Below are 13,662 nucleotides of genomic sequence, written 5' to 3' on the forward strand. Positions count from 1 at the left end.
CATTCATGGACGTCACACAATTGCGTACCCTGCCACGCGGCGGCCTGTCGCTGCCCTGCATCGGCATGGGCTGCGCGCCGGTAGGCGGCTTGTACCAGCCCGTCAGCGACGCGCAGGCGCGCGCCACCTTGGATGGCGCCTGGGACGCGGGCGTGCGCTTCTTCGACACGGCGCCATTCTACGGCTATACCCAGTCCGAACGCCGTCTCGGTGCGGCGCTGCGCGAGCGGCCCCGCCATGAATTTGTGATCAGCACCAAGGTGGGACGGCTGATGCGGCCCGACGCCTCCGTGCGTCCCGGCGACGACGGCTTTGCCGCGCCGCTGCCGTTCCGTCCCCATTACGACTACACGTATGACGGCGTGCTGCGGTCGCACGAGGACAGCCTGCAGCGCTTGGGGCTCGACCGCATCGACATTCTGTTCGTGCACGATATCGGCAAGGCCACGCATGGCGAACACGATCAGCACTACTGGCGCCAGCTGACGGCCGGTGGCGGTTTTCGCGCCCTCGATGAACTGCGCGCCAGCGGCCAGGTGAAGGCCGTGGGCCTCGGTGTCAACGAATGCGAGATCGTGCTGCGCGCGATGGTGGAATTCGACCTCGATTGCACCTTGCTGGCCGGCCGCTACACCTTGCTGGAACAGGCCTCGCTGTCGCCATTGCTGGACGCCTGCGTCGAACGCGGCAACGCCATCGTGATCGGCGGCCCGTTCAACTCGGGCGTGCTGGCCGGGAACGGCAAATTCAATTACGCCGATGCGCCGGCCGCCATACTCAAGCGCGTGGCGCGCCTGGACGCCGTCTGCCGTGAATTCGGCGTGCCGCTGCAGGCGGCGGCACTGCAGTTTCCGCTCGCCCATCCGGCCGTCGCTTCCTGCATCCCGGGCGGCCAGGACCTGGCGCAGCTGCGGCAAAACCTGGATTGGTTCGCCACGCCGCTGCCCGACGCCCTGTGGCTGGCGCTGCGGGACGCGGACTTGCTCGATGCGCGCGCGCCGCTGCCTGCGGGAGTGGCCGCATGATGCGCATCGACGCCCACCAGCATTTCTGGCAACTGGCCGCGCGTGCCGGCAGCTGGCCGCCGCCATCCTTGGCCGCCATCCACCGCGATTTTGCGCCCGCCGACCTGGCGCCCTTGCTGGCCGCGCACGGCATCGACGGTACGGTGCTGGTGCAGTCGCTGCCGTCGTCTGCCGATACCGATTACCTGCTGGCGCTCTCCGAACAAAGCAGCTTTATCCGCGCCGTCGTGGGCTGGACGGAGCTGCTGGCTTTCGATGCGCCGGCCACCATCGCCCGTCTGGCGTCGCAGCCCAAGCTCAAGGGCTTGCGGCCCATGCTGCAGGATATCGATGACGATCAGTGGATCGCCAATCCCGCGCTGGCGCCGGCCCTGGCTGCCATGGTGGAACACGGCTTGCGGCTGGACGCACTGGTGCTGCCGCGCCACTTGCCCGCGCTGCTGCATTGCGCGCGCGCTTATCCGCAACTGGCCATCGTGATCGACCATGCGGCCAAGCCGCCGATCGCCGATGCCGGCTTCGGCGCGTGGCGCGAAGACATGGCGCTGCTGGCCGCGCTCCCGAACGTGCACTGCAAGCTGTCCGGGCTGGTGACGGAGGCGCGGCCCGGCTGGACCGTGGACGACCTGCGCCCTTATGCCGCGCATGTGCTGGACGTGTTTGGCCCCCGGCGCGTGATATGGGGCAGCGACTGGCCTGTGGTCGACCTGGCCGGCGGCTATGCGGCGTGGCTGGCCGCCAGCGAGGCGCTGCTGGCGCACCTGGGACAAGAGGACAGGGACGATATTTTCGGACGCAATGCGTGCCGGTTTTATGGTTTTGAATGAGGTGGCGGGCGTGTCGGCTTACGCCGTTCCGGCTAAGCCGACCTACGGTCATCGTCAACGGTATTGGCAGGTTGGCGTTAGCCAGCAAAAAGGAGTCGCAATGCAAAGAATGGGCATGGTCATCGGCATCGCGCCGGAGCGCATCGCTGAATACAAAACCCTGCACGCCGCCGTCTGGCCGCAGGTGCTGGCCAGACTGGCTGCCGCGCACGTCCGCAATTATTCGATCTTCCTGCGCGAGCCGGAAAACCTGCTGTTCGGCTACTGGGAATACCACGGCGAGGATTTTGCAGCCGACATGGCGGCCGTTGCCGCCGATCCGGAAACGCAGCGCTGGTGGACCTTTTGCGCGCCGTGCCAGGAGCCGCTGGCCTCGCGCGCCGAGGGCGAGCACTGGGCGATGATGGAGCAGGTTTTTCATATGACGTAGACCCCAAAAAAGGCCGGGGTCGGACCCTCAGGGTCCGACCCCAGAATTGCCAGGTGTTGGGTTAACAAATAAAAGGAGACAACATGACCGCCAGACTACAAGGCAAAATCGCCCTGCTCACCGCCGCCGGCCAGGGCATCGGCCGGGCCACGGCCGAAGCGTTCGTGCGCGAAGGCGCCACCGTGATCGCCACCGATATCAACCAGGCCCAGCTCGACGCGCTGAAGGAAGCGACGGGCTGCGCCATCCGCCGGCTCGACGTGACCGATGGCGCGGCCATCACCGCGCTGGCCGACGAGATCGGCCCCGTCGATATCCTGTTCAATTGCGCCGGCTTCGTCGACGGCGGCACCATCCTCGACTGCGACGATGCGGCCTGGGACCGTTCCTTCGACATCAACGCGCGCTCCATGTACCGCTTGATGCGCGCCGTGCTGCCCGGCATGCTGGCCAGGGGCGGCGGCTCCATCGTCAACATGTCGTCCGTGGCGTCGAGCGTGAAGGGCGCGCCGAACCGCTTTATCTACGGCACCTCGAAGGCGGCCGTGGTAGGCATGACCAAGTCGGTAGCGGCGGACTTCGTCACGCGCGGCATCCGCTGCAATGCGATCTGTCCCGGCACCATCGAGTCGCCTTCGCTGAAGGAACGCATTGCCGCACAGGCGGCAGCGACGGGTGTGAGCATCGATGAAGTGCAAGCCGCCTTCGTGGCGCGCCAGCCGATGGGCAGAGTGGGCAGGGCAGAGGAAATCGCCGCGCTGGCCGTCTACCTGGCCTCCGATGAATCCGCTTTCACGACCGGCATGACTCACGTCATCGACGGTGGCTGGTCTAACTAAGGACACCCGACCAAACCTACTGCGCGTCGCGATATGCGGCTTGCGATGCTCACTGTGCATTCGTACAGCTGCGCTTCTCGGCCACATCTCCCTTCCGCTCGCTACGGTTTTGTCGGGTGTCGTGAAAGTGCGGGCCTGATTGCTACCGAACTTTTTATGTTGTTTGATATTTACTTGAAAGTTTAATCATGAAACTGATGCGTTATGGCGCCAAGGGCGCTGAAAAACCTGCACTGATCGATGCCGACGGCGCCGTGCGCGACCTGTCCGGCGTGCTGACCGATATCACGGGCGCGACCCTGGGCAAGGATGGTTTGGCGACCCTGGCCGCCCTCGATATCGCCAGCCTGCCGGTGGTGGCCAACCCTGGCCGCATCGCGCCGCCGTGGAAGGGCGTGGGCAAGTTTTTGTGCGTGGGCCTGAACTATGCCGACCATGCGGCCGAATCGGGCATGGCCGTGCCGGCAGAACCGGTGCTGTTCATGAAAGCGACCAGCGCCATCATCGGCGCCAACGATGCCGTGGTGATGCCGCGGGATTCGAAGAAAAGCGACTGGGAAGTGGAACTGGGCGTGGTGATCGGCACCACCGCGCGCTATGTGAGCGAAGCCGATGCGCTGTCGCACGTGGCCGGCTACTGCGTGGTGAACGATTTGTCCGAACGCGAATACCAGCTTGAACGCGGCGGCCAGTGGGACAAGGGCAAGGGCTGCGATACCTTCGGCCCGATCGGCCCCTGGCTGGTCACAAGCGACGAAGTGGCGGACCCGCAAAACCTGGGCCTGTGGCTGGAAGTGAATGGCAAGCGCGTCCAGGATGGCAATACCAGAACCATGGTCTTCGGCGTGGCCAATCTGGTCAGCTACATCAGCCGCTTCATGACCTTGTACCCGGGCGACATCATCAGCACCGGCACGCCGCCGGGCGTGGGCATGGGACAGAAGCCGGCGGCCGTGTACCTGAAGCCGGGCGACACCATGCGCCTGGGGATCAGCGGACTTGGTGAACAGAGCCAGACCGTACATGCGTGGAATCCGGAACTGATCGACGGTTAATACAGTAGCAGACCGGCGCGCCGCCAAGATGCTCAGACATCGGCACGCCGGCCTATGGCAGTGGAGTGGAGGAGACACACCATGAATCAATCCGAAGAGATACTGGCGCTGAACAAGGTCAGCAAGCGCTTTCCCGGCGTGCTGGCGCTGGACAACGTCAGTTTCAGCCTGCGCAAGGGCGAGGCGCATGCGCTGTGCGGCGAAAACGGCGCCGGCAAGTCCACCCTGATGAAGGTGATGAGCGGCGTGTACCAGGCCGATGAGGGAGAACTGGTCTACAAGGGCAAGGTGTGCAGTTTTTCCTGCAGCGTGGATGCGGAGGCGGCCGGCATCGCCATCATCCATCAGGAACTGAACCTGATCCCGCACCTGAGCGTGGCGGAGAATATTTTTCTCGCGCGCGAACCGGTGCGCGGCATTTTCATCGACCGCAAGAAAATGCGCGCCGACGCGCAGGCGCTGCTGGACCGGTTAAAACTGCGCATCGACCCGCGCCAGCTGGTGAAAAACCTGTCCTGCGCGCAGCAGCAGATGGTGGAAATCGCCAAGGCGCTGTCGCTCAATACGGAAGTGCTGATCATGGACGAACCCACGTCGTCGCTGACGGAAAGCGAGACGGGCCAGCTGTTCGACATCATCAATGAACTCAAGCGCAACGGCGTGAGCGTGGTTTACATCTCGCACCGGCTCGAGGAGATGCAGCACATTATTGACAGGGTGACGGTGCTGCGCGACGGTAAATTCGTCTGCACCGACGATTTTGCCGCCACCACCCTGGACGCCATCGTGGCGAAGATGGTGGGCCGCACCCTCGATGAAAAATTTCCCGACCGCGTCTCGATGCCGACGGCTGAAGTGCTGCTGCGCGTGACCGATTTGCACCGCAAGGATGTCTTCGGCCCGCTGAGTTTTGATTTGCGGCGTGGCGAAATCCTCGGCTTTTCCGGCCTGATGGGTGCGGGGCGCACGGAAGTGGCGCGCGCCATCTTCGGCGCCGATCCGCTCACGAGCGGCGCCATCCACCTGGGCGACGTGGCGGTCACTATCGACAGTCCCATCGACGCCATCGGCCACGGCATCGCCTACCTGTCGGAAGACCGCAAGAGCCATGGCCTGGCGATCCGCATGTCGGTGGCGGCCAACCTGACCTTGACGAATGTGTCGGGGCTGGCCAACCGCTTCGGCTTCATCGACTTTGCGAAAGAAGAGGCGGTGGCCAAGCAGTACATCGCGGCGCTGGGCATCAAGACGCCGACCTCGAAACAGATCGCGCGCAATCTCTCGGGCGGCAACCAGCAAAAGATCGTCATCAGCAAATGGCTGTACCGCGAATCGAAAATCATATTCTTCGACGAACCCACGCGCGGCATCGACGTGGGCGCCAAGTTCGCCATCTATCAGCTGCTCGACAAGCTCGCGTCGGAAGGCATCGGCGTGGTGCTGATCACGTCCGAGCTGCCCGAGATCATGGGCATGACGGACCGGGTGGCCGTGTTCCACGAAGGGCGCATCAGCGGCATCGTCAATACGCGCGAGTCGTCGCAGGAAGAGATCATGCATCTCGCATCAGGCCGCCAGGCAGCAATGCATTAACATCAGAAAGCCACAAGAAAATGAATAAAGAACTGATCCAAAAATTCGCCGCGCTGGGCAGCCTGTCGCTGTTGCTGCTCGTGTTTTCCCTGACCAGCAACGCCTTTTTCTCCGTCAGCAACGGCATGAGCGTGGCCTTGCAAGTGACGTCGATCGCCTACCTGGGCATTGCCGCCACCTGCGTCATCATCACGGGCGGCATCGACTTGAGTTCCGGCTCCGTGCTGGCGCTGGCCGGCGTGGCCGCCGCGCTGCTGGTGAAAAGCGGCGTACCCGTGCCGGCCGCCATGCTGGGCGGTGTCGTGGTGGGCGCCATGTGCGGCGCCGTCAACGGTTTCTGCATCACGCAACTGAAGCTGCCCCCGTTCATCGCCACCCTGGGCATGATGCTGATCGCGCGCGGCCTGGCGCTGCAGGTGACGGGCGCGCGCGCCATTTCCGGCCTGGGCGAATCGTTCGGCGAACTCGGTAACGGCGTGCTGTGGCGCATCGAGCGCGACACGGGCGGCACCTTTCCCGAAGTCGTCTTCCCTGGCATTCCGTATCCGGTGGTGCTGATGGTGGTGATCGCCGTGGCCGTCTCCATCATGCTCAGCCGTACCACCTTTGGCCGGCATATCTACGCCGTCGGCTCGAATGCGGAAGCGGCGCGCCTGTCCGGCGTGAAGGTGGGCCGCGTGACCCTGCTCGTGTACACCCTGTCCGGCGCCTTGTCGGGCCTGACTGGCTGCGTGCTGATGTCGCGCCTGGTGACGGCGCAGCCGAACGAGGGCGTGATGTACGAACTCGATGCGATCGCCAGCGCCGTGATCGGCGGCGCCTCGCTGATCGGCGGCATCGGCACCATTTCCGGCACCGTCATCGGTTCCTTCGTCATCGGCATCCTGCGCAATGGCTTGAACATGAACGGGGTATCGAGCTTTATCCAGCAAATCATTATCGGACTGGTCATCTTGCTGACCGTCTGGATCGATCAGAAGCGCAACCGCGCCTGAAGCAGCAGCTGAAAGTAGTCACATCCATAAATCTATAATTAAATGAGGACGACAATGAAAACCATCAAAGCCATGTCTCTCGGTCTGTTGACCGCAGCATTTGCCCTGAGCGCCAGCGCCGCCTTCGCCGCCCCGGGCGAGATCGCCGTGATCGTCAAGACGACCAATTCCAACTACTGGCAAAACGTCAAGAAGGGCGCCACGGCCAGCGCGGCCGATGCCAAGGGCTACAGCCTGACCTTCCAGGGACCGGCTTCGGAATCGGCCATCGCCGACCAGGTCAGCATGGTGGAAAACGCCGTCACGCGCAAGGTGGCCGGCATCGTGCTGGCCGCGTCGGACCCGGACGCGCTGGTGCCGGCCCTGAAGAAGGCGTGGGAAGCGAAGATTCCCGTCGTGCTGATCGATTCGCTGGTGGCCGACAGCGGCAAGCGCTATTACCAGTCCTTCCTGTCGACCGACAATGAAGCGGCCGGCGAGCAAAGCGCCAAGGCCCTTATTTCGCAAGTCGGCAAGACGGGCAAGATCGCCGTGATGTCGTACGTGGCGGGCGCCGGTTCCGAAACGGGCAGGGTGGGCGGCTTCAAGCGCTATATCGAAAAGAACTCGCAGCTGCAGATCGTCGGCACGTATTACTCGCAGTCGCAGATGGCCACGGCGCTGAACCAGACGACCGACGTGCTGGCCTCGAATCCTGACTTGAAGGGCATCTTCGGCGCCAATGAGCCGACGGCCGTGGGCATGGGCCGCGCCATCGCGCAGGCGGGCAAGGCCGGCAAGGTAATCGCCGTGGGCTTCGACGGCAATGAAGACCTGAAAAACTTCGTCAAGGACGGCACCCTGTACGCGACCGCCGTGCAGGGTTCGTACTCGATGGGCGCGCTGGGCGTGAAAACCCTCGTCAGCCTGATCGAAGGCAAGAAGGTCGCACCGTTCGTCAACACGGGCGTGGTGATCGTCACCAAGGCCAATGTCGACCTGCCGGAAGCGAAGAACGTCTTGTATTGAGTTCCATATTGCGTATCAGCTGATCGTCAGGCGCCGCTTCAATTCATTGAGCAGCGTGCCGGTCTTGGTGGTCAGCTGGCGCGCCAGCGGCCACGCGAGGGACAGCGGCAAGCCTGGCGTGGCGCAGGCCGGCAGTACTTCGACGATGGCGCCGCTGGCCAGGTGCTCGTGCACGAGCCAGGTCGCCTGCTGCGCGATGCCCAGGCCCGCCAGCACGGCGGCCGTTTGCGCCTCGGCGTCCCCCACCGTCAGGCGCGGACTGACCGTCCGCCGTTCCGCCCCATCCTCGCCAGCAAACAGCCATGGCGCCGCCGTGCCGTCGCCGCGGCCGTAGGCGATGCAATCGTGGCCATCGAGATCCGCGATGGCGAGCGGCGTGCCGCGTCGCGCCAGATAGGTGGGCGCCGCGCAAAAGATCAAGCGCTCTTCGCCCAAGGGCATCTGCCCCAGCGTTGGCGGCCAGCTGCCCGGTGCGCCGATGCGCACGGCGATATCGATGCGCTCCTCGAACAGGTCGGCAAAGCGGTCGCTGAAGCTGATGGATGGCTGCAACTGCGGATACTTTTCGCACAGATCAATCAGCGCCGGCATCACGCGCATGCGGCCATACGACGCGGGCACGCCGATGCGCACCTTGCCTGCCAGTTCCCCATCCTGCTCGGCCAGCACGTTTTCCGCCTCGACCAGTTCCTGCAGCACGCGCTTGCAGGTGGCGTAATAGGCATGCCCCGCGCTGCTCAACTGCAAACGCCGCGTACTGCGCTCGAACAGGATCACGCCCAGGCGTGCTTCCAGGCGCGCCACGCTCTTGCTCACGGCCGAGCTGCTCAGGTGCAGTCTCTCGGCCGCCCTGGTGAAACTGCCGGCATCGGCGGTGGCAAGAAAAGGGGCGATACCTTTCAAATGTTCGGACATGATTGCAGAATATTTTTCACGAATAAGGTGAAATACTATCGCGGATAAGAATTTCTGTCCGCTATATCATGGCTTTTTACACAGGCATGGGAGTACGCATGAACAAGCACGCATTGATTATCGGCGCCAGCGGCGTTATCGGCAGCAATCTGGCCACGCACTTGCTGGCGCAGGGCTGGCAGGTGACGGGCGTCTCGCGTGGCCGCACGCCGGTTCCCGCCGGTTGCGCATGCCTGCCGCTCGATGCCACGGATGGCGCGGCGGTCAGCGCCGCCCTGGCGGGCCTGGACGCCAGCCACGTCTTTTTCACGGCCTGGGCGCGCCAGGCCAACGAGCAGGAAAACATCCGCGTCAATGGCGCCATGGTCGCCAATGTGCTGGCCGCGCTGGGTCCCACCGGCTACTTGCGCCATGCGGCGCTGGTCACTGGCCTCAAGCACTACCTGGGACCGTTTGACGCCTATGGCAAGGGTAGCGTGCCCGTCACGCCGTTCCGCGAAGAGCAGGGTCGGCAAGCGGTCGAGAATTTTTACTATGAGCAGGAAGACCGGCTGTTCGACGCGGCCGCGCGGTATGGTTTTACGTGGAGCGTGCACCGCCCGCACACCATCATCGGCTACGCGCTGGGCAATGCTATGAACATGGGCCTGACCCTGGCCGTGTATGCGAATCTGTGCAAGGCCGGCGGCCAGCCCTTCGTCTTTCCCGGTTCGCTCGCGCAATGGCATGGCTTGTCCGACATGACGGACGCGGGGCAGATCGCGCGCCATCTGGCGTGGGCGGCCGACAGTCCCGCCGCGCGCAACGAAGACTTCAATATCGTCAATGGCGACGTGTTCCGCTGGAAGTGGCTGTGGCCGCGCCTGGCCGCCTACTTCGGCATCGAGGCGGCCGATCTGCCCGAGGCGATGACACCGCTGGCCGACCGCATGCAGGACGCGCCCGAGCAGTGGCGCGCCATCGCCGAGCAGCACGGCCTGGTGGAGGCGGATGTCAGCCGCCTAGCTTCCTGGTGGCATACGGATGCGGACCTGGGCCGACCGATGGAAGTGATGACCGACATGGGTAAGAGCCGCAAGGCGGGCTTCCTTGATTACCGGGATACGCAGGATGCCTTCGTCAATCTGTTCGACAGGCTGAAGGCGGAGCGCGTCATTCCGCGTTAAACCCAAAAGCAAGGACTGGGGTCGGACCCTGAGGGTCCGACCCCGGCACTTCGCCGTTGGGCTATTGAGGAGGCACCGCCAATCAATGCGCCTTGCGCTCTTGCGCCCGTTCCCATTCCAGGCCCGGGCGGTCGACGCGGAACTGCAGCAGCCGTCCCTGCACGACTTCCGTCACGTAGGCCGTGCGGCCATCGGGGCCGCCGAAGGTGATGTTGCTGGGCTTGGCGCCGGGTACGCTGATCTCGCGCAGGATGCGTCCTTGCGGCGACAATTTGACCACCGTGCCCTTGCCGTAGCGCGTTACGTACAGGTTGCCGTCCACGTCCACGCGCATGCCGTCCATGCCGAAATCGTCGAACTTGATCAGCAATCGCTTGCCGCTCAGGCTGCCGTCCGTGGCGATGTCGTACATCCAGATATTGCGCTGCACGCTTTCATTCACATACAAGATCTTGCCGTCGGGGCTGACCTCGATGCCGTTAGCCGTGCCCATGGTGTCGAGCGCCAGGGTCACCGTGCCGTCGGTCGCGATGCGCCACACGCGGCCCGTGTTTTCCTTCCAGTTCGGGTCGCTCGCATACAGCACGTCGTCGGCCGTGATGGCGATGTCGTTCGGCTGCGTCATGCGCGGCTCGCGCGCGTGGATGGTGAGCGCGCGCGTGGCCGGGTCGACCAGGTAGATCGTGTGTTCCATGTAGTCGGCCAGATACATCTGGCCGCGGCTGCCGAAGCGGATGCCGTTGGCGATGCTGGCGCCGGGCAGGGTCAGGTACACCTCGCCGGCGCCGCCGGGGCTGACCTTGCCGATGGTTTGCTGGCGCGCGAAGTTGACGGCATAGATATTGCCATCCGCATCCACGGCCGGGCCTTCGATGCCCTTGGTGAAGGAGTGCGCGGGCGTGAGCGTGGTGGCGAGGAACAGCGCCTCGTGCGCGGGCTGGCTGGCGCAGGCGGACAGGCTGGCCAGCGCGGTGGCCAGCACGGCCGTGCGCAGCGACGGCAGGGCATATCGGGATTGGTGCATCGGTGTTCTCTGGATGGCAAAGGTGGCGTATGTTACCCGACGCGCGCCAGCCGGTGCGCCTGGCTAGGCCGCCACGACGACGAGGTCGGGAAAGTCGTCCTGCCAGCCGTCCCATTCATCTTGCAGATGGGCGTGCATGCCGGCGCGCTCTTGCGCCTGATCGAAGGTGTCCGCGCTAGCCAGCAGAAAATGGGCGATGGCGCGCAGGGTGGCCGGGTCGGCGTGGATGGTCACGTCGGAGCAGCGTTTGGGACGTTCTGCGGCCTCGTCTTGCAGATAGCAGTGCAGCGATAAATGTGTACTCATGGGTGTCAGTTGTTGATATAGGCGCCCAGCATGGTGTGTGCGTTCAGTGCGGCGCGGGCCGCTTCCAATTCCCCTGGCTGCAGGTACCAGAAGATCCAGTCGGCATGCTCTTCGCAGCGGCCATACGCCTGCATTGCGTCGCGCAGGGCTTGTCGGCGCTCGGGCGGCAGCGCATCCAGTCGGGCTTGCGTAAAACCATTGATGGGATATACATCGCGCAGGTGCGAGTCTTGCAGTCCGCGCCGCTTGATGGCGGCCCAGTTATTTGCGGGGCAAGGAATGCCAAAGGTCATCGGATGGGCCTCGTCGAGCTGCCGGTAGCCGAGTGCGTAGCCGGTGCCATAGCCCTGCGTTTCAGCGTAGCAGTACATATACTCGCAATGCTCGAACAGACCGGGTATGGCCCGCGCAGCGTCGAACAACGGCGCCAGCGCAAGCTTGCTGGCGCGTATGGCCAGCACGAACAACGAGCCCGATGAATACACGACAAGCGCGTCGCAGTTGGTGGTCTCGTCGGCTTCGTCGGGCGGCACGATGCGCGGTGAAAACAGCTCGATGCTGTCGGTCTCTGGCGCAAACAGCATCTTCTCGTAATTTCGCTGTGAGAATTTGACGACCTTGCCGCGCTTGTTGCCATAGCGCTCGACGGGTTCGCCGATGTGTGCGAACCAGGCAAACAGCTGCGCGCTTGCCGCGGCGGCGATGAAGGGGCTATCTTTCTTGAATTCGCCTACCAGGAAGTGATATTGATCCATGTGTCGTCAGAGTAAATGGGCAACGCGCATGATGCCATGCGCGGCCCCCCTGTGCCTAGCGCGCACGCGAGGAATGGTGCTGGCCATGGATGCATGGTGGCGGTGCCGCGCGGGCGAGGTGGAAAAAGATGCGCGACAGGACAGCGCAATGGCCGGGTTGAGGCGTATGATGGAAATACGGATGTGGTTGCCGCAAGGCAGTGCGACCGGCGCCGGCCGTACCTCTTGCAGGTTTTTTTCGTGGTTTTGGCAGTAGTGACAACGAGGAGACATCATGGACAAACCCGAATTCATCCTGGCCGCCAAGGCCATGGAAACGCTGGAGATGTATCAAACGTTTTACGGCCACTCCAGCGAGTACCAGGCGCACCAGCAGGAAGTGCTGAAACTGCTGCGCCACAAGGGCGCCTCCCTGCTCGTGTCCGAGCATGGCCCGGCGAAATTTCTGCTGGCCTTTGCCGATGCGCTGGAAGCGGCCAGCTTGCCGGGGGAATATGTGCCGCTCAACCGCAGGTAGGGCGAGCCTGTCCCGGCAGGGGATCCAGATATCTGCCGGGATAGTCCCTAGCCGCCGTTCCCTCTGTCGTTCAGCGATACCCTGGGCAGGCGCACGGTAAATATCGTGCCGCTTTCCAGGCTGGACTCGGCGCCGATGGTGCCGCCGTGCGCGCTGGCGATCTCACGCGCGATAAACAGACCCAGGCCGATGCTGGTGGCATTGGGCGCCTTGTGATCGTCGGAAATGGCCAGCTGGACCAGCGGATCGAAAATGCTTTTCAGCGACGCTTCCGGGATCTGGCGGCCGAAATTCTTCACTTGCACCACGGTCGTATCGGCATCGCCGAAAGCCGTGATGGTCACCGGCTGGTCGTCGGTGCGGTATTGCGCAGCATTGTTGAGCAAATTGGAAAACAGCTGGGACAGGCGGGCCGCATCGAAGTCGCCAATCATCTCGCCCGTGGTGCTCAGTTCAAACTTGCATTGCGGGTGAGCGGCCGATGCATCCTCGACGGCCGTCTTGCAGATTTCCCCCAGGTCGCCCAAGGCGGGTGAAATGGGCATGTGTCCCCCCAGCTGCGTCCTGGCGAACTCCAGCAAATCGTTCACCATGGTTGTCATGGTGGCCGCGCTGCGGGCGACCCGCGCACCGATCTGCACCGTGGAAGCGGAGGTCGCGCTTGGCCTGCTCAGCAGAGCACCGGCCATCGTCATCGTGCTCAGCGGACTGCGCAGATCGTGGCTGAGGATGGCGAGAAAGGTATTGCGGGTGCGGTCGCTCTGCTGCGAGTAGCGTATGGCTGATTCCTGCAGCGCCTGGTCTATCGCTTCATTGAAGCGCAAGATGTCGTCCGTTGCCGTTTTCGACGTCACCGGCACCTGTGCCATCCACAGGCGCAGCACGCTGGCCCGCATGGCGCGAAATTCCGCCGTCAGCTGCGGTAGCGTGAAGCCGATCTGCTGGCGCAGCGAGCCATGCGTGGCGGCTGCCGTTTCCTTGCCCGTTATTTCCGATACGCCCGTGGTCGATTTCTTTTTTCGCTGCGCCGCGTTCTCGATGACGTCCATGTCGCGCACGATGGTTTGCAGCATCTGCTTGGCATGATCGCGCAATTCCACTTTCGAGATGGCGGCTCCCGGAATGGGCAGCGACCTGGCGAAGAGTTCCCACTCTTCCAGGATTGGCTCCAGATGGCCGGTAATAAAGCGCGATAGTTTCACGGAGG

The 13,662-nt window shown here is 63.7% G+C and carries 15 protein-coding genes; 10 read left to right on the top strand and 5 right to left on the bottom strand.

The genetic code is table 11. From position 1 onward, the window contains the following. Positions 1–5 precede the first annotated feature (5 nt). The 8 genes from BLU39_RS16775 (at position 6) to BLU39_RS16810 (ending at position 7,772) form a co-directional block, all read left to right on the top strand. Complete coding sequence (locus tag BLU39_RS16775; RefSeq protein WP_092714905.1) at positions 6–1,025, top strand: aldo/keto reductase; 1,020 nt, start codon at positions 6–8, stop codon at positions 1,023–1,025. Then, positions 1,022–1,852, top strand: a complete 831-nt coding sequence (locus tag BLU39_RS16780) for an amidohydrolase family protein (RefSeq protein WP_217635085.1) — start codon at positions 1,022–1,024, stop codon at positions 1,850–1,852. The genes BLU39_RS16775 and BLU39_RS16780 overlap by 4 nt, the downstream gene beginning before the upstream one ends. A gap of 100 nt (positions 1,853–1,952) precedes the next feature. Beyond that, positions 1,953–2,282: an L-rhamnose mutarotase gene (locus BLU39_RS16785; protein ID WP_092714908.1), complete on the top strand. Its 330-nt coding sequence runs from the start codon at positions 1,953–1,955 to the stop codon at positions 2,280–2,282. A gap of 83 nt (positions 2,283–2,365) precedes the next feature. Continuing rightward, on the top strand, positions 2,366–3,121 hold the full coding sequence (locus BLU39_RS16790; RefSeq protein WP_092714910.1) for an SDR family oxidoreductase: 756 nt from the start codon (positions 2,366–2,368) through the stop codon (positions 3,119–3,121). A 188-nt stretch (positions 3,122–3,309) separates the two neighbouring features. After that, a complete protein-coding gene (locus tag BLU39_RS16795; RefSeq protein WP_092714912.1) occupies positions 3,310–4,176 on the top strand; it encodes a fumarylacetoacetate hydrolase family protein in 867 nt (288 codons plus the stop codon). 81 nt (positions 4,177–4,257) lie between these two features. After that, on the top strand, positions 4,258–5,769 hold the full coding sequence (locus tag BLU39_RS16800) for a sugar ABC transporter ATP-binding protein (protein ID WP_232731325.1): 1,512 nt from the start codon (positions 4,258–4,260) through the stop codon (positions 5,767–5,769). 20 nt (positions 5,770–5,789) lie between these two features. Beyond that, a complete protein-coding gene (locus BLU39_RS16805) occupies positions 5,790–6,764 on the top strand; it encodes an ABC transporter permease (RefSeq protein ID WP_092714916.1) in 975 nt (324 codons plus the stop codon). Between the two features lie 72 nt (positions 6,765–6,836). Continuing rightward, the gene (locus BLU39_RS16810; RefSeq protein WP_198511351.1) at positions 6,837–7,772 is read left to right on the top strand and encodes an ABC transporter substrate-binding protein; all 936 of its coding nucleotides are present in this window, start codon (positions 6,837–6,839) and stop codon (positions 7,770–7,772) included. A 15-nt stretch (positions 7,773–7,787) separates the two neighbouring features. On the opposite strand, the gene BLU39_RS16815 is transcribed toward BLU39_RS16810, so the two are convergent. Further along, positions 7,788–8,687 carry a LysR family transcriptional regulator gene (locus BLU39_RS16815; protein WP_092714920.1) on the bottom strand — a complete coding sequence of 300 codons (900 nt, stop codon included), beginning with the start codon at positions 8,685–8,687 and terminating at the stop codon, positions 7,788–7,790. Between the two features lie 98 nt (positions 8,688–8,785). On the opposite strand from BLU39_RS16815, the gene BLU39_RS16820 reads away from it, so the two are divergent. Next, positions 8,786–9,853: an SDR family oxidoreductase gene (locus BLU39_RS16820; RefSeq protein ID WP_092714923.1), complete on the top strand. Its 1,068-nt coding sequence runs from the start codon at positions 8,786–8,788 to the stop codon at positions 9,851–9,853. A gap of 82 nt (positions 9,854–9,935) precedes the next feature. Here BLU39_RS16820 and BLU39_RS16825 read toward each other — a convergent pair whose 3' ends face one another. The 3 genes from BLU39_RS16825 to BLU39_RS16835 all read right to left on the bottom strand — a co-directional run bounded on the left by BLU39_RS16825 (position 9,936) and on the right by BLU39_RS16835 (position 11,938). Next, positions 9,936–10,877, bottom strand: coding sequence for an SMP-30/gluconolactonase/LRE family protein (locus BLU39_RS16825; protein WP_175539342.1), 942 nt, complete (start codon positions 10,875–10,877; stop codon positions 9,936–9,938). Positions 10,878–10,940: 63 nt separating this feature from the next. Next, positions 10,941–11,183 carry an Imm32 family immunity protein gene (locus BLU39_RS16830; RefSeq protein ID WP_072454415.1) on the bottom strand — a complete coding sequence of 81 codons (243 nt, stop codon included), beginning with the start codon at positions 11,181–11,183 and terminating at the stop codon, positions 10,941–10,943. A gap of 5 nt (positions 11,184–11,188) precedes the next feature. Then, positions 11,189–11,938 carry a hypothetical protein gene (locus BLU39_RS16835; RefSeq protein WP_034759643.1) on the bottom strand — a complete coding sequence of 250 codons (750 nt, stop codon included), beginning with the start codon at positions 11,936–11,938 and terminating at the stop codon, positions 11,189–11,191. 274 nt (positions 11,939–12,212) lie between these two features. On the opposite strand from BLU39_RS16835, the gene BLU39_RS16845 reads away from it, so the two are divergent. Further along, positions 12,213–12,455 (top strand): hypothetical protein, encoded by a 243-nt coding sequence (locus tag BLU39_RS16845; protein WP_034759639.1) that lies wholly within the window; start codon positions 12,213–12,215, stop codon positions 12,453–12,455. A 47-nt stretch (positions 12,456–12,502) separates the two neighbouring features. On the opposite strand, the gene BLU39_RS16850 is transcribed toward BLU39_RS16845, so the two are convergent. Continuing rightward, a complete protein-coding gene (locus tag BLU39_RS16850) occupies positions 12,503–13,657 on the bottom strand; it encodes a sensor histidine kinase (RefSeq protein ID WP_092714925.1) in 1,155 nt (384 codons plus the stop codon). Positions 13,658–13,662 lie beyond the last annotated feature (5 nt).

This window comes from Janthinobacterium sp. OK676, assembly GCF_900103595.1.
Taxonomy (GTDB): domain Bacteria; phylum Pseudomonadota; class Gammaproteobacteria; order Burkholderiales; family Burkholderiaceae_D; genus Janthinobacterium.